Source organism: uncultured Thiothrix sp. (assembly GCF_937873765.1).
Lineage (GTDB): Bacteria > Pseudomonadota > Gammaproteobacteria > Thiotrichales > Thiotrichaceae > Thiolinea.
Genome location: NZ_CALMZC010000055.1, coordinates 80,341 through 96,207, shown reverse-complemented (window position 1 = coordinate 96,207; position 15,867 = coordinate 80,341). Strand labels below are relative to the sequence as shown.

At 45.1% G+C, this 15,867-nt stretch carries 14 protein-coding genes; 6 read left to right on the top strand and 8 right to left on the bottom strand.

From position 1 onward, the window contains the following. Positions 1-3 precede the first annotated feature (3 nt). Entirely contained in the window at positions 4-2,190 is a 2,187-nt protein-coding gene (gene uvrD / locus Q0307_RS16430; RefSeq protein WP_298662058.1) for a DNA helicase II, read from the bottom strand. 105 nt (positions 2,191-2,295) lie between these two features. Between uvrD and Q0307_RS16425 the strand changes: the two genes are divergently transcribed. After that, complete coding sequence (locus Q0307_RS16425) at positions 2,296-2,766, top strand: YaiI/YqxD family protein (RefSeq protein WP_298662057.1); 471 nt, start codon at positions 2,296-2,298, stop codon at positions 2,764-2,766. A 35-nt stretch (positions 2,767-2,801) separates the two neighbouring features. Here Q0307_RS16425 and Q0307_RS16420 read toward each other — a convergent pair whose 3' ends face one another. From Q0307_RS16420 to purE, 5 genes are all read right to left on the bottom strand, one after another. Continuing rightward, positions 2,802-5,075: an NADP-dependent malic enzyme gene (locus tag Q0307_RS16420; protein WP_298662054.1), complete on the bottom strand. Its 2,274-nt coding sequence runs from the start codon at positions 5,073-5,075 to the stop codon at positions 2,802-2,804. 184 nt (positions 5,076-5,259) lie between these two features. Continuing rightward, positions 5,260-5,523, bottom strand: a complete 264-nt coding sequence (locus Q0307_RS16415; protein WP_298662053.1) for a GlsB/YeaQ/YmgE family stress response membrane protein — start codon at positions 5,521-5,523, stop codon at positions 5,260-5,262. A 147-nt stretch (positions 5,524-5,670) separates the two neighbouring features. Continuing rightward, complete coding sequence (locus Q0307_RS16410; RefSeq protein WP_298662051.1) at positions 5,671-6,261, bottom strand: methyltransferase; 591 nt, start codon at positions 6,259-6,261, stop codon at positions 5,671-5,673. Between the two features lie 3 nt (positions 6,262-6,264). Then, a complete protein-coding gene (locus tag Q0307_RS16405) occupies positions 6,265-7,395 on the bottom strand; it encodes a 5-(carboxyamino)imidazole ribonucleotide synthase (protein ID WP_298662050.1) in 1,131 nt (376 codons plus the stop codon). 44 nt (positions 7,396-7,439) lie between these two features. Continuing rightward, positions 7,440-7,937 (bottom strand): 5-(carboxyamino)imidazole ribonucleotide mutase, encoded by a 498-nt coding sequence (gene purE / locus Q0307_RS16400; protein ID WP_298662048.1) that lies wholly within the window; start codon positions 7,935-7,937, stop codon positions 7,440-7,442. A gap of 72 nt (positions 7,938-8,009) precedes the next feature. On the opposite strand from purE, the gene Q0307_RS16395 reads away from it, so the two are divergent. The 3 genes from Q0307_RS16395 to Q0307_RS16385 are packed head-to-tail and all read left to right on the top strand — an operon-like array spanning position 8,010 to position 11,050. Further along, positions 8,010-8,927: a phosphoribosylaminoimidazolesuccinocarboxamide synthase gene (locus Q0307_RS16395; protein ID WP_298662046.1), complete on the top strand. Its 918-nt coding sequence runs from the start codon at positions 8,010-8,012 to the stop codon at positions 8,925-8,927. 12 nt (positions 8,928-8,939) lie between these two features. Further along, on the top strand, positions 8,940-9,962 hold the full coding sequence (locus Q0307_RS16390) for an NAD-dependent epimerase (RefSeq protein ID WP_298662045.1): 1,023 nt from the start codon (positions 8,940-8,942) through the stop codon (positions 9,960-9,962). 17 nt (positions 9,963-9,979) lie between these two features. Continuing rightward, positions 9,980-11,050: a type II secretion system protein N gene (locus Q0307_RS16385; RefSeq protein ID WP_298662043.1), complete on the top strand. Its 1,071-nt coding sequence runs from the start codon at positions 9,980-9,982 to the stop codon at positions 11,048-11,050. Positions 11,051-11,058: 8 nt separating this feature from the next. On the opposite strand, the gene Q0307_RS16380 is transcribed toward Q0307_RS16385, so the two are convergent. Next, positions 11,059-13,212, bottom strand: coding sequence for a RelA/SpoT family protein (locus tag Q0307_RS16380; protein ID WP_298662042.1), 2,154 nt, complete (start codon positions 13,210-13,212; stop codon positions 11,059-11,061). An 84-nt stretch (positions 13,213-13,296) separates the two neighbouring features. Next, complete coding sequence (locus tag Q0307_RS16375) at positions 13,297-13,983, bottom strand: HAD family hydrolase (RefSeq protein WP_298662040.1); 687 nt, start codon at positions 13,981-13,983, stop codon at positions 13,297-13,299. Positions 13,984-14,053: 70 nt separating this feature from the next. Here Q0307_RS16375 and Q0307_RS16370 point away from each other — a divergent pair, with 70 nt between their 5' ends. Continuing rightward, positions 14,054-14,866, top strand: a complete 813-nt coding sequence (locus Q0307_RS16370) for a hypothetical protein (protein WP_298662038.1) — start codon at positions 14,054-14,056, stop codon at positions 14,864-14,866. 126 nt (positions 14,867-14,992) lie between these two features. Further along, a complete protein-coding gene (locus Q0307_RS16365) occupies positions 14,993-15,862 on the top strand; it encodes an energy transducer TonB (RefSeq protein WP_298662037.1) in 870 nt (289 codons plus the stop codon). The last annotated feature ends 5 nt before the right edge of the window (positions 15,863-15,867 follow it).

The following is a 15,867-nucleotide window of genomic DNA, read 5'->3' as shown; positions in this document are numbered from 1 at the left end:
AACTTACAGTTTTTCTAAATTTGCATAAGCCAAAACCAACCATTTACGCCCAACTGCGCTGAAATTGACTTCCACTCGTGCATGCTGGCCGGCACCTTCCGCATTCGTGATAATTCCCTCACCAAACTTAGCATGGCTCACGCGCTGACCAATGCTATAGCCGCCTTCGGTTTTGCTACCACGTGGCAAGCTATAAGCGGCAGGATGACTCGCTCGATAACTGGTTTGATAAGTACGCACTTTCGGGCGAACTTCATTCAACAACGCTTCTGGCAACTCACGCAAAAAGCGCGAAGGTGGGTTAGATCGGGTTTGCCCATGCAATTGACGCTGCTCGGCATAGCTTAACACTAACTGTTGCTCAGCCCGTGTAATCCCCACATAACAAAGCCGCCGTTCTTCCTCTAAACGTCCCGGATCATCTGCTGACATTTGATGTGGGAATAGTCCTTCTTCTAAACCGGCGAGAAAAACTAGAGGAAACTCCAAACCTTTGGCTGAGTGTAAAGTCATCATTTGTACACAATCTTCGCCCGCTTCACCTTGACCGTCACCTGCTTCCAAGGCTGCATGTGCGAGGAAGGAGGATAGATCATCCATTTCAGGCAATTCATCCGTTTGCACCTGAATGAAGCCCGCAGCAGCGGTGATTAACTCATTTAAGTTGTCGACCCGTGCTTGACCAGACTCACCCTTTTCTTTAGTTAGGAAATGCTCTTTTAATTTAGCTAGCGCAATCACCGTATCTACTTGCTCAGCTAAAGGTAGTCGCTGAATTTCCTCACCCATTTGTTTAATTAAATGAATAAATTGCAGCAAGGCATTTGCAGCACGTGGAGTAAACTCCCCAGAAAGTGCCGCTTCTTCGGCTACTTCCCACATAGCACGACCCTCTGCACGGGCAAACTGCCGGATAGTATCCACCGTACGCTCACCAATCCCTCGAGGTGGGTGATTCACAATACGCTCAAGGGAAGGATCATCCGCATGATTTAAAGTCAGGCGCAAATAAGCCAGTGCATCTTTAATCTCAGCACGCTCAAAGAAACGCAAGCCACCGTAAACCCGATACGGAATACGCTGTTCGTTAAATACACTTTCAAATACCCGTGATTGTGCATTCGAGCGATACAGAATCGCTACCTCTTCACGGCGTGCACCCTGATCTACCCATTGTTTGATGCGCCCTGCGATATAGCGCGCTTCATCCAGTTCATTAAAGGCTGCATATAAATCGAGTGGCATGCCATTGCTGCCATCTGTCCACAGATTTTTACCTAAGCGTCCCCGATTATGGTCAATCAGGGCATTCGCAGCTTTAAGAATATTGCCGGTGGAACGATAGTTTTGTTCTAAGCGGATGGTTTCACAGTCGGGATAATCGTGAGTGAAATTGCGGATATTCTCAATCTTTGCACCCCGCCAACCATAAATTGATTGGTCATCATCCCCGACGGCAAAAATTGGATTTTTCTGCCCGGCGATCAAGCGCAGCCAAGCGTATTGCAAGGCATTGGTATCTTGAAACTCATCGACCAATACATGTCGGAAGCGATTCCGATAATGGCTTTGTAAATCAGGATTATCCCGTAAGACTTCGAGCGAACGTAGCAGCAATTCGGCAAAATCCACCACGCCATTGCGCTGGCATTGCTCCTCATACAGGCTATACACACGAATCAACTGCGCTTGTACAAGGTCACCCCGATCATCGAGATGCTGAGCGCGTGAGCCCTCATCTTTGCGGCTGTTAATGAAGCCTGCGACTTGGCGCGGTGGCCAGCGAGTTTCATCTAAGTCTAGCGCTTTAAGGATGCGCTTGAGCATGCGCAGTTGATCTTCTGAATCGAGAATTTGGAAGGTTTGCGGCAATCCCGCTTCACGCCAATGTAAACGCAATAAGCGATGCGCTAAGCCGTGGAAGGTTCCCACCCACAAACCACCCACTTGTACATTTAGCAAATCCTGAATTCGCCCCCGCATTTCATTCGCGGCTTTATTGGTGAAAGTCACAGCTAAAATACTGAACGGCGAAACCCCTTCTACTTCTAAGAGCCAAGCAATGCGATGCACTAAAACCTTAGTTTTACCACTACCTGCACCCGCTAAGACAAGAATAGGTTTCGGCGGAGCACCTACAGCCTCACGCTGCGGCGGATTCAGGGAATTAAGAATTGGTGATATGTCCATGAATGAATTGTACGTTATGCAAATAAGCTGTCTAGCCATGCATGGTAAGTTACTGGTTTTAAGCGCTATGATTCGCTAAAAATTGAGTGATTAAAGGAAATGGGTATGCAAATCTGGGTAGATGCTGATGCTTGTCCCAATGTGATTAAAGAAATTCTCTTCCGGGCGGCTGAGCGACAAAAGATCGACGTTATTTTAGTGGCCAATCAGCCCTTGCGCATCCCACGTTCGGCGTTTATTAAAACCAAACAAGTGAGTGCAGGTTTTGATATGGCTGACAACTACATTGCCCAAAGTGTGAAGAAGGGGGATTTGGTCATTACCGCTGATATTCCCTTAGCCGCTCAAGTCATTGATCGCCAAGCGCATGCGTTGAATCCACGCGGTGAGTTTTATACGCCAGAAAATATGCGTGAGCGCTTAAGAATGCGGAATCTAATGGAAGAGTTACGCAGTAGCGGTGCTATTACGGGTGGACCCGCCGCGTTAAACCAACAAGATCGCCAAGCATTCGCTAATCAATTAGATCGATTTTTAGCACGCTATGCGAAAACAAAGACAAGCCCAACGAGTTGAGGGATACCTCTAAGAAGGGAGGTATCCCAAGGTACTTAACGCCGACGATTCATCGCATCGAGGCTTGCAAAAGCAGCCATATTCACAATCCCACGCACGGTGGTACTTTCAGTCAGAATATGGGCTGGATAGTTAGTACCCACGAGCATCGGCCCTACGGGTAAACCATCTGCCAGCATTTTCGTCATATTGTAGGCAATGTTTGCGGCATTCAAAGATGGGCAAACCAACAGATTCGCTTCACCAGTGAAGGCTGAATTCTTGAATAAACGGTCGCGAATTTCTTGGGATAAAGCAGCATCCGCATGCATTTCACCTTCGGCTAATAAATCGGGATATTTATCGCGTAAAATTTGTAGGGCTTGACGCATTTTTTCTGAATGTTCGTTTTGGCGGCTACCAAAATTAGAATGCGACAATAGGGCTGCTTTTGGCTCCATCCCAAAGCCACTGACTAACTCAGCGGCCAATGCAGTATTATCCGCGATTTGTGCAGCTGTCGGATTGACACCAACATGGGTATCGGTGAGGAAATAAGTACCGCGTTTGAGGATTAGCATCGTAACCGCTGCCACATCCACCAAACCAGCACGTGCACCAATTAAATCACGCACATAGCGTAAATGCGAAATGAAGTTACCCTCCACCCCACAAATCATTGCATCGGCATCACTAGAACGAACCATAATTGCAGCTAAAGCGGTGTTTCGAGTAGCAATCACTCGTTTAGAGTAAGAGGGCGTAATCCCTTTCCGACACATCAATTCGTAATAAGCAGCTTTGTGCTTTTGATATTCTGGATTATTGCGTGGATCAATCACTTCAATATTTTCGCCGACTTTTAAGCGCAGACCATAATTATCAATATTCTGCTGAATACTAACTGGGTCACCCAACAGAATTGGTTTACAAATGCCATCATCGACTAGGATTTGTACTGCATTTATGACACGCTGTGATTCACCTTCAGCAAACACAATCCGCTGGGGATTGCCTTTAGCCAGCTCGAAGACCGGCTTCATGGTCATACCGGTACGGAACACGAAGGTTTCTAATTGACGTTGATAAGCATCAAAGTCTTCAATCGGTCGAGTAGCTACGCCGGTTTCCATAGCCGCTTTCGCCACACGTGGCGGGATAATAGTCATTAAGCGCGGATCGAAAGGCTTAGGGATTAAATACTCACGCCCGAAACTGAAAGCTTTACCGCCATAGGCTGCTACAACCGTGTCTGAAGCTTCACGCATGGCTAAATCGCCAATAGCTTCCACGACGGCAATCTTCATGGCTTCATTAATTTCAGTCGCACCCACATCCAAAGCACCGCGGAATAAGAAGGGGAAGCATAAAACATTATTCACTTGATTGGGGTAATCACTACGTCCGGTCGCCATAATGGCATCACTACGTACTTCGTGAACCAACTCAGGACGAATCTCAGGCTCTGGATTCGCTAAAGCTAGGATCAAGGGATTCGGTGCCATCCGCTTTACGTGATCTTGCTTGAGGACACGTGGTGCTGATAACCCTAAGAATACATCCACCCCATCCATCACATCATCCAGCGTGCGTGCTTCAGTCTCAATGGCATACGCTGAATTGTAGGGGTTCATTTCATCGACACGACCTTTGTAAATGATGCCAAAGCGATCATTGACTGTGATATTTCCTTTCTTTAAGCCCATTTGCACGAGTAGGTTCAAGCACGCAATCGCTGCAGCCCCCGCACCTGAACAGACTAATTTCACCTCATCGAGATTTTTCCCTGCAACTTTCAAACCATTACGAATCGCTGCAGCTACACAAATCGCCGTACCATGTTGGTCATCGTGGAAAACGGGGATTTTCATTTTTGCTTTTAAGCGTTTTTCCACTTCGAAACATTCAGGGGCTTTAATATCTTCGAGGTTAATTCCTCCGAAGGTGGGTTCTAAAAGGCTCACTGCATCGACGAAGCGATCCACATCAAGCGTATCCACTTCAATGTCGAAAGCATTCACCCCCGCGAATTTTTTAAAGAGAACCGCTTTTCCTTCCATCACTGGCTTAGAGGCTAAAGCACCAATCGAACCTAAACCTAAGACTGCCGTACCATTAGAAATAACCGCAACTAAATTTCCGCGTGTAGTGTAATCCGCTGCACAAGCGGGGTTTTCTGCGATCGCTAAGCTCGCCGCCGCCACCCCCGGCGAATAAGCCAAGGCTAGATCACGTTGGTTGACCATATTTTTAGTAGGGGTAACTTCTAGCTTGCCGGGCATTGGATAGCGGTGATAATCCAAAGCAGCTTGGGATAATTCGTCAGCCATTGTTGTAGTCCTGCGGTGAAAATATAAGGAAAGCCTTTCACTTTACCCTGATCAGGCAAGCGAGAGAAGTATAAAACTTGAGTTTAAAGCTGAAGGATTAGAAAGTTTAGAAAAAAAATCGCGAACAGTGGTTAGAACTGAGCAAGCAGCATATCAATAAGTGCTTGCTCAGCTAGAAATACAACTACACTCGTTTAAACAAGCTGATAATAAATAAGAGTAAAACCGCGCCGATCGTGGCCCAAATAATAGCACCTACAATCCCTGGAATATTTAAATTTAACGCACCACTTACCATACCACCCACGAAAGTACCGATAACTGAGCCGATTAAACCAACGATAATATTGCCAATCAAACCAAAGCCGCCGCCACGAATCAGGTTGCCTGCTAACCAACCTGCTACAGCACCAATCGCCAGCATGATTAAAATTTCAACGACACCCATGTGATACTCCTCATTATAAGATCGATAAAGTCCACTGCTAAGTCGCGGACAATAAATAGTATAGTTCAGACATTGTTAATAGATTATTTTGTTCAGCAAATAATTTATATTTCAGGACGAAGTGGAAACAACAAGCGATAAGCCTACTTAACGCTGCTCACTGTAAGAAATGGTGTAGTTTTTGCCCTGCTTGAGCTTGCTATAATTACCGAGTACCTCTTGCAAATTGCGCTTCATATACTCGCGCAAACCATTAATAGTAACTAAATAGATACGCCCGTGGGGCTTTAGATGCTTTTTCATGTCATGCAGTAGAATCGTCATCATTTCCTTGCCGACTTTGGCAGGAATATTCGAGGCAATCACATCAAAGCGTAAACTAGGATCAATGTGCTGGAAACCATTACTCAGCACTGCCTGAGCATTCGGTAACTTGTTTAATTGCGCATTACGATTGCTATACTCAACGGCCATGAAGTCTTTATCGACCATCAAGGTTTTCCCTTGGGGTGCTAACTTCGCCATCACTAAACCTACCGGGCCATAGCCACAACCTAAGTCAAAGCAATCATCACTGGGATTAATTTCTAAATATTTCAGGAGCAAATCTGTTCCTTCATCAATCTCGCGTGGTGAAAAAATTCCCCATGTACTTAGAAAAGTAAATTTATGCTCACATAACTCTGTTTCAAAGCGAATATCCTGACGAATCTCGCGTAAATAATTGCTATTCGTCATATTTTAAACCTGCGGTAAATTGGAAAAAATACGATCAGCTTCAAGGATAGCAATATTTATATCCGGATGTAGCATACAGAAATGCCCCATCTTTCGCCCTGACCGCGCTGCATGTTTACCGTATAAATGCAGCTTGCTACTTGGACTTTTTAGGAGCTCATCCCAAACAGGTTGGCTGCTCCCCCATAAATCCCCCAAAAGATTCATCATCACGACTGGCGTATGTAAACGAGTATCACCAAAAGGTAATGCGCAGACCATGCGTACTTGTTGCTCGAATTGCGAGGTGACACAAGCATCTAAAGTATAATGACCACTGTTATGGGTACGCGGTGCCATTTCATTCACTAGTAACTCGCCTTGCTGGGTAACAAAAAACTCAACCGCCATCACACCAATAAATCCTAATTTAGCAGCGATACTTTGTGCCACCTGTTTAGCCTGCTCAGCTAAAGCATCACTAATTCGAGCAGGAACAATCGTTTGATGCAAAATGCCATTGCGATGCAAATTTTCAGCAACCGGGAAACAATGCATTTCGCCTTCTAAGTTACGCGCTAATACCACTGAAATTTCTTTTTCTAGCTCGATACGCTGCTCCAGTACACAAGCTACCGCTTTGAACTGCTGAAAAGCTGATTCGACCTCACTTGGATGATTAACCGTGATTTGACCTTTACCGTCATAGCCTAAACGTACTGTTTTTAGAATGGCTGGAAACTTGATTTGGCTACAAGCCTGCGGAATGTCCGTTAGTTGGCGAATCGGCGCAAAGGGGACAGGTGACAAACCACAACTACGCACAAACTCTTTTTCGACGATACGGTCTTGGGTGACTTGTACGGCACTTGCAGAAGGGCGCACGGGGCAAAATTGAGTTAAAAATTCCAAAGTATGGGCGGGGATATTTTCAAATTCAGTAGTCACGACATCGCATTGCTCACCAAACTGCCGCAAAGCTTGCTGATCATCATAAGCGGCACACAGATGCTGATCAGCCAGTTGACCCGCAGGGCTTAAAGGGTCTGGCTCGAGCACAATCACTTTGTAACCCAAAGTGCGCGCTGCTATCGTAAACATGCGCCCCAACTGCCCACCACCGAGCATACCAATTGTCGAACCGGGAAGAAGCATTAATGTGCCACTCAATTTAAAGATAGGGGTTTAAATACTAGCGCCTATTCCGCAGGGGGCGGTAAGGGCATATTCAAGGCAAATTCGCGTTGTACCTCACGGAAATCAGCTAATTGCTGCGCTAAAGCCTGATCTTGTAAAGCTAACTGTGCAATCGCGAATAAGGCTGCATTGGCTGCCCCCGCTTCACCAATCGCAAAGGTTGCCACCGGAATGCCTTTGGGCATCTGTACAATCGAATAGAGAGAGTCTTGTCCATTCAAATAGCGTGAAGGCACCGGTACACCTAATACGGGAATCTGCGTCTTAGCTGCCAACATACCCGGTAAATGAGCGGCACCACCTGCACCCGCAATAATACATTGTAACCCCCGAATTTGTGCGGTGCTGGCATATTCAAACAGCAAGTCGGGAGTACGATGTGCCGACACGACTTTATATTCGTGCGCTACCCCAAACTGCTCTAGCAGTTCAACGGTCTTGGACATGACTTTCCAGTCGCTATTGCTGCCCATGACCACCCCTACGAGAGGTTGCATCATCTTGCTACCCTTATGAAACGAAAAATCTGATAGTATAACGGCTTAATCCATTTCTCACTACTTTATGCAGCAATGAGCCAATCTGTCACTACGTCAAATTCACTTGCCCCTGTCCTTGAAACAAGTCTACAAAACTTACCCCTGCTAGCGCGGGGTAAAGTGCGTGATATTTATGCGATTGGTGATCAACATATGTTGATTGTAGCCACTGATCGCCTTTCGGCCTTCGATGTAGTGTTACCTACTGGAGTGGCTGACAAAGGCAAAATTCTTACCCAAGTGGCATTGTTTTGGTTTGAAAAACTTAAAGACATCGTACCCAATCATTTAAGTGACTTAAGTTTAGATGATTTGCCGTTGAGTGCTGAAGAAAAGCAGATGCTGACAGGGCGCAGTATGTTGGTAAAACGTCTAAAAACCTTGCCGGTCGAAGCGATTGTGCGGGGCTATTTAATTGGCTCAGGCTGGAAAGATTATCAACAAACGGGAACTGTCTGCGGCTTACCTTTACCCAGCGGTTTGCAAATGGCGCAGCAATTACCTGAACCTATCTTCACGCCATCGACCAAAGCCGATGTAGGTCTACATGACATCAATATCAGTTATACCCAAGTCGAAGAGAAAATTGGTAAAAACTTAGCTACGCAAATGCGTCAAGTGAGCATTGAGCTATATCAGCGTGCCGCTGCTTATGCTTTAGAACACAAGATTATTATTGCGGATACCAAATTCGAGTTTGGTTTAGATGAGCAAGGCCAATTAGTCTTGATTGATGAAATTCTCACCCCTGACTCCTCGCGTTTCTGGGCAGCTGATGAATATCGAGTTGGCAAAAACCCGCCTTCGTTTGATAAACAAATCGTGCGTGACTATTTAGAAACCCTCGATTGGGACAAAACCTATCCGGGTCCCAGTCTGCCTAGCGCGATTGTCGCAAAAACTGCCGAGAAGTACAGAGAAGTAGCTACACTGCTAACCCAGTCAAACTGAGGAATTTTAGCAATGCATGTGCTTGTTACAGGTGCTGCCGGTTTCATTGGCATGCATGTAGCCCTGTCATTATTAAGACGTGGCGATAGCGTTGTCGGCTTGGACAATCTAAATAGTTACTATTCAGTTGAGTTAAAACAGGATCGTTTACAGCAGATTCGCGCACAAGATAGCGAACAGCGTTTTCAATTCATAAAAATGGATCTAGCCGATCGTGAAGGGATAGCACAGTTATTTGCTGACCAGCAGTTTGATAGCGTAGTACATTTAGCCGCCCAAGCCGGTGTGCGTTACTCCTTAGAAAACCCACTCGCTTATATTGATAGTAATCTGGTCGGTTTTGCGCATATTCTCGAAGGCTGTCGCCAGCAAAAAATTAAGCATCTGGTTTATGCGTCTTCCAGTTCCGTCTATGGTGCCAATGAAGCCATGCCTTATTCAGTGCATGATAATGTCGACCATCCGTTATCATTATATGCCGCCTCTAAAAAAGCGAATGAACTGATGGCACATGCTTACTCACACTTATATGCGTTGCCAACTACTGGTTTACGCTTTTTTACGGTTTATGGCCCTTGGGGTCGCCCCGATATGACCCCTATTAAATTTACTAAGGCTATTTTAGCGGGCAAGGCCATAGATGTTTATAATTATGGTAAACATCGTCGTGACTTTACTTATATTGATGACATTGTGGAGGGTGTGATTCATGTGCTAGACCAACCCGCCGTCAAAAATACCGCATGGAATGGCAAAAAACCTGATCCAAGTAGTAGTTCTGCGCCGTGGCGAGTCTATAATATAGGGCAACAACAACCAATTGAGCTGCTTGATTATATTGTTGCACTGGAGTCACATTTAGGTAGAAAAGCACAGCTAAATCTTCTACCCTTGCAACCCGGTGATGTCCCTGACACTTTTGCGGATGTTGAGGATTTAGTAAAGGCTGTCGGCTATCGACCTAGCACTTCCATTAATGAAGGCATAAGTCGGTTTATAAGCTGGTATCGTGCATATTATAAGGTTGATTTTTGACTGCACAGGTTTGATCTATGCAAAAGCTTAAGCAACAACAACTGTTGGATCGTATGCTGGAAAAACTTCCTGATCATGTGACCTTTTTATTAGTCATACTCAGTGGTTTTCTCTTAGCTCGCCTGACATGGACTTTATTTCCCGCCGATCCTGCAGCTATCCACGCAGCCAATCAAACTGAAATTGCTCCAGCGGTCGAAGTGATTCCAGCTACCGCCAGTGCCACCGACATTGGACAAGAATTAGCAAATTATCATTTATTAGGTGTTTATCAGCCACCCCAAGCACCGACTCCAGTCCCTACGTCCAAACCGACACCTGCTCGACAAGCTCCTCGTGTGCCTTTAAGACTAGTAGGTGTTTACGCACTGCCTAATAAAAGTGGGGTAGCTGTGATAGAAGTAAATGGCGCTAATCAGAAAGTCGTAGGCGTGGGTGAGACGATTGGCGAGAGTAATGGTATTACTTTAGAAAAGGTTTTTTACGATAAAGTAGAAATTAGCTGGCAAGGCAAAATTGAAACTTTAAGCATGCCCAAATTAGCTGAATCTACCAGATCCGGTGTTCAGGCAGCTCCAGTTGAGGAGTATATACCTGAACCAGAGCCTGAAATGGTACCTGATCAACTAATGTTACAACAGCAAGAGATCGAACAGCAAAAACTACAACAAGAAGAAATAGAAGAAGAGGGTAAAGCACAACAAGCGCCTTTGGTGCCTGGTGCAGCCCCCCCTCAAGTACCGCAACCACAAATAGACCCTGAAGCAAATGCAGGTAGTGCATCTGATCTCAGCAGCTTTCGTCAGCAAGTAGCACAAAATAATTTAAAGCTTTTAGAAGTGGTTCGCCCCAGCCCTGTTTCTGAGAAAGGTCAATTAACCGGTTTTAGAGTAGTGCCTGGGCAGAATGAGGCTTTATTTAGACAAACTGGTTTGCAGGCAGGCGATATCGTTACTGGCATCAATGGCACACCTTTGAACAGCAACTCCTCCAGTTTGCAGGCGATGCAGGGTTTAATGAGTAGTGCTAGCGCGGATTTGACTATTTTACGCGCCGGGCAAACCACCTCTGTGCGCGTAAGTTTTTAAAAGATTGATTAAGAACGCCGTTGTGCATCTTGGACTGAAGGTAATTGCATCAGGCGCTCCAACACCTCAGACAATTGCTCGATATCCTGAATTTGAATAGTTAAGTTAATAAACGATACCTCGTCATTTTCACGCGGTAGAGTATTAATTTCATGAATATTGATATTTAGGCGTGCTAAAACATCCGCTACATCACGCACTAGACCCGGTTTGTTCTCCCCAGAAACTTGAATATCCACTGCATAATCCATGGTTCCCCCTCGCCAACTCACATCGACTAAACGTTTTTTCTGCTCATCGTTTAAATGTAGAATATTTTTACAATCTGTGCGATGCACTGAGACACCACGGCCAATTGTGATATAGCCAATAATCCCTTCTCCCTGCAGAGGTTGACAACATTGAGCGATTTGAGTGACTAAATCGGAGACACCCTGCACGCTTACTCCCCCCACCGGCTTAGTCGGTGCCACCTTTTTGATTTTGCGCAGTGGAATTTCAGTAGAACGAGAGCGAATCAGAGAATCAGCAAATTGCTTGGGTGTAATATCACCCCGGCCTAAAGCGATCAAAAAATCACGCTCGTTTTGTCGGCCGAATTGCTGATATAAGTCATGCGGCTTAAGATTAGGAAAATTCAGTAAATGCTTCTGACGATCTAAAATCGCAAGGCCTTCTTGATAATTACGCTCGTGATTTTGCTGGCGGAACCAGTGGTTGATTTTTTGCCGAGTCCGCGGGGCTTTGATGAAATTAAGGCTGCTATTCAGCCAGTTCATTTTCGGACGCGGTTCTTTGTTAGTGATAATCTCAACCTTATCACCATTTTTTAGCTCATAGTTGAGTGAGGTCAATCGATCATTCACTCGTGCACTATGACAGCGATGCCCAATATCGGTATGAATCGCATAGGCAAAATCAATCGGTGTCGCACCTTTGATTAAATCAATAACTTTACCTTTAGGCGTTACCACAAAGACCCGATCTGAAAATAACTCTGCCTGAAAATCCTCAAGTAACTCACTATCATCAATGTCAGCCTCTAAGAGGCGGCGCATGGAGTTAATCACCCGTTCTAAATTCCGATCATAGCGACCGCCTTCTTTGTAGCGCCAATGAGCTGCAACCCCCAGCTCTGCAAACTGGTGCATATCGTGGGTACGAATTTGAATTTCAACCGCACGATCTTGGGGGCCAATGACTACAGTATGGATGGATTGATAGCCATTGGATTTGGCATGCGCAATATAATTATCAAATTCCTCTTGAATATGGGGCCATCGGGCATGCACCATACTCAGAACTTCATAGCAAAGGTCGTTGTCGTCAACAATAATCCGAATCGCCCGTAAGTCATAAAGCTGATCAATCGGTACTTGCTTACGCTGCATTTTTTTCCAAATGCTATAAATATGCTTGGGGCGACCATAGACTGTGGCTTTAATATCTGTTTCGGCCAGCATCATGCGAATAGTGTGAATAAAGTCATTAATATAGTTTTCACGTTGCAGACGTGTATTGGCTAAGGCTTTGGCGATACTTTTATATTGCTGTGGCTCTAGAAAACGGAAAGATAAATCCTCTAACTCCCATTTAATCTGGCTGATTCCTAAACGATTGGCTAAAGGCGCAAACAGCATCATGGTTAGATTAGCGGCATGTGTATGGATAGGTCCTAAATTTTCACGCGCTAACAGACGCAAATATTGTAATTGCCAAGCCAATTTGATCAGCACAGCCCGCATATCACCTACCATTGAGAGCAACATATTGCGGACTAATTCGGCTTGTTCTTTTTGCGTAGGGTCAGCGGCTGCAGCGGTATTTTCACGGAAGGAATGCAAACTCCACATGCCAAAACAAACGCGACTCACCTGATTGCCATATTCGCGCTCAATCGCACCCTGCTTTAAAGCATCGGCATATAAAGGATCGGAGAGCAAAGCGGCTAATAAAGTAAGTTGCTCGGCTTCAATTAAGCGCAGGTTTTCAGCCACATCTAAGCCGCAAGGTTGGAGTGGCTCACATTCACCACGATCCAATAAAGGCTTGATCGCTCTATAGAGCAAGTCTAAATCACGCTCTTGGTTTGAAACCCATAAACGCCGTACCCAAGTATCGAGGTCACGTGATTTAGAGTTGACGGTTTGGCTGTGTTGCATACTGAAATATCCTATCCGTCTTCATCCATGAAGCGATTGGCGGTTATAAATTATTCTAGTGAGTACGAACGCCCTTAGAAGCATTTATAATAATTTAAGTAGTGCTTCTATTTCAGCAAAATTCGTCATAATTGCATCTGGCTTTAGTCCCAAAGGTGGCTCCCGTCGTTGAGGGTTGAACCAAATAGTACGTAAACCAACTTGTTGAGCGCCAATCACATCTTTTTCTGGGTCATCACCAACGTAAACCATTTGATGTGGCTCTAATTGAAGTTTATTTAAAGCTTGCTGAAAGATAGCAGGATGAGGTTTGGAAACACCCGCTTTGGCAGAGTTCAAGGCAAACTCAAATAGATGCCCAATACCGATATGATGTACATCCGCGTTGCCATTGGTAATGACGCCTAAAGCATAGTTTTGTGCTAAACGTTCTAAACTGGGTAAAACCTCTGGAAAAAACTTTACCTGATTGCGCGCTTGCCAAAATATTTGGAAAATTTGCTCAGCATGAGCTGGGTTATAAGCACTTTCTGCTAAGAGCTGTTGCAACCAATCGGTACGTAAAGCAGTCAAATCATGCTGTAACTCAGGATGCTGACTAACATAAGCTATTCGATTTGCCACTAGGCTATCTAAACAAGGATAGTGCTGGCTAATAATAGGATAGTAAGCTTGCAGCCAACGATACATCACTTGTTCGGCATATTCGATGACGCTTTGGCAATCCCAGAGCGTGTCGTCTAAATCAAAGGCAATACAGTGAATCGTCATTAACAGTAGTCAAACTAAGGAAAACTCTATACTAGCAGTAAATAGCTGCTTTAACCGATAAGGGTAAAATATGAAGTTGTTTACGCGTCTAGCTACACTCACATTAGCTTTATTGAGCACACTAGCTCAGGCAGAAACTTTAGTGTTAATCCCCGGCTTTCAAGAACAAGGGATGGCTTGGCGCTTTCAGCACGTGACCTCAGCGTTGCAGTCTTCAGGGTGGGTGGATGGTGGCAATTTAGTCTTAACTCCGCGTGGAATTATGAATAGTACACACTTAACTAAGCGCCCAAAAAAAGTCCTTTATACCCTCGAGCTACCTAATCAACTCTCGATTACTCAACAAGCGGGGGTTTTAGATCAGTATTTGCAATTGATCTCCGCGCAGCGTAAAGAGCCAATCTCTTTGGCTGGTCATTCTGCAGGCGGTCTAGTGGGACGTTATTGGTTAGTTGCTCTAAATACTGTACCAGTGAATACTTTAATTACGATTGCTACTCCGCATACCGGTACCCCTTGGGCTGATTTATCAGAAGTGGCGATTGATACGCCCTTAGCTGAACTGGCTGCAGGTATGGGCATAGACTTACCACACTCTAGGCAGCTTTACACTGAATTACGTGAAGAGCGCCCCGGCACTTTCTTATATTGGCTAAATCATCAAGCCCATCCTGCGATGCGCTACGTGTCGATTGTGCGTACTAGTAAAAGCCCTGAATCTAGTGACTTTGTAGTGCCTGCACACAGTCAAAACATGCAAAATGTGTTTGCTTTAACTGGACACACTGAAACCATGTTTAGTGAAGGTCAGCATATTTTAAATGCGCATGATGGTTATCGGCTGGCGGATATTTTGAGCACGCCAACACCGCCCAGAAAATAAGCCTTTAAGAGAAAGCTACCTATCTAAAACGTCTAATGTTAGTATTAAACTAGATAGGGTAAATAACCAAGGGCTGTTTGTGGCTCAAATAATAGAATCATTTAGCTACCTAAATAGACAATGTAAATGAACGAGGCGATTTACGCACCGAATCATACTCCTTTGATCAAAACGCTGCCCTTAGCGCTGGCAGTGCATGCGGCTATTATTTTTGGCATTTCGTTTGCGCCTATCGTTCTACCGCGTTTAGCGATACCTCCGGCTCTAGATATTACGCTTGTGCAAACGCCTAGTGAGGTCACACCGAAAGAAGTCAATTTCTTGGCTCAAGCCAATCAGGAAGCCAGTGGAACTGAGGATGAAGACAATAAACCGCGCAGTCCGCTAGCCTCTTTATTGTCGCAAAATAATGAGGGTGAAGCACCGCTTCAGTCAGAAGCTAGCACTGAAGATTTGCAGTCTAAACTTGATCCACAAATACTGACGACTAAAGCGGCGACTTTCACTGAGCTAAGTAAAGAACCCGATCAACCTGATACAATGCATGATCTGATTACAGAGATAACCGCAGATAGTGCACAAGAAATTGCACAACTATTAGCAGAAGTAGATGCTGCAGAAGCCCAATATGCACGGCGTCCGCGGATTCATTTCATTGATGCGGTGAGTGCTAAAAGTGCGGTAGAAGCCGAGTATATTGATAGCTGGATCAAGAAGATCGAGCGCATTGGTAATATTAACTTCCCTGAGGAAGCTATTCGCCGCAATATGAGCGGGAAGCTGATTTTGAATGTGACGCTTGATCATGCAGGGCGTGTAGTCGATAGTCAAATTGATGTATCATCGGGCTTCAATGTGCTGGATAAAGCCGCGCTACGCATTGTGCGTTTAGCTTCTCCTTATCCGCCTTTGCCCGCAGACATTCGTAAAAAATGGGATCAATTAAATATCACCCGCACTTGGATTTTCCATAGCGGTACTTTCAACACAGAATAGAGTCT

Coding starts and splice junctions, on each gene's coding strand:
- Q0307_RS16370 (WP_298662038.1), top strand. CDS start 14,054: ATGAAGTTGTTTACGCGTCTAGCTACACTCACATTAGCTTTATTGAGC.
- Q0307_RS16420 (WP_298662054.1), bottom strand. CDS start 5,075: ATGGCTGACGAATTATCCCAAGCTGCTTTGGATTATCACCGCTATCCA.
- Q0307_RS16425 (WP_298662057.1), top strand. CDS start 2,296: ATGCAAATCTGGGTAGATGCTGATGCTTGTCCCAATGTGATTAAAGAA.
- Q0307_RS16365 (WP_298662037.1), top strand. CDS start 14,993: ATGAACGAGGCGATTTACGCACCGAATCATACTCCTTTGATCAAAACG.
- Q0307_RS16415 (WP_298662053.1), bottom strand. CDS start 5,523: ATGGGTGTCGTTGAAATTTTAATCATGCTGGCGATTGGTGCTGTAGCA.
- Q0307_RS16410 (WP_298662051.1), bottom strand. CDS start 6,261: ATGACGAATAGCAATTATTTACGCGAGATTCGTCAGGATATTCGCTTT.
- uvrD (WP_298662058.1), bottom strand. CDS start 2,190: ATGGACATATCACCAATTCTTAATTCCCTGAATCCGCCGCAGCGTGAG.
- Q0307_RS16405 (WP_298662050.1), bottom strand. CDS start 7,395: ATGCTTCTTCCCGGTTCGACAATTGGTATGCTCGGTGGTGGGCAGTTG.
- purE (WP_298662048.1), bottom strand. CDS start 7,937: ATGATGCAACCTCTCGTAGGGGTGGTCATGGGCAGCAATAGCGACTGG.
- Q0307_RS16385 (WP_298662043.1), top strand. CDS start 9,980: ATGCAAAAGCTTAAGCAACAACAACTGTTGGATCGTATGCTGGAAAAA.
- Q0307_RS16395 (WP_298662046.1), top strand. CDS start 8,010: ATGAGCCAATCTGTCACTACGTCAAATTCACTTGCCCCTGTCCTTGAA.
- Q0307_RS16390 (WP_298662045.1), top strand. CDS start 8,940: ATGCATGTGCTTGTTACAGGTGCTGCCGGTTTCATTGGCATGCATGTA.
- Q0307_RS16375 (WP_298662040.1), bottom strand. CDS start 13,983: ATGACGATTCACTGTATTGCCTTTGATTTAGACGACACGCTCTGGGAT.
- Q0307_RS16380 (WP_298662042.1), bottom strand. CDS start 13,212: ATGCAACACAGCCAAACCGTCAACTCTAAATCACGTGACCTCGATACT.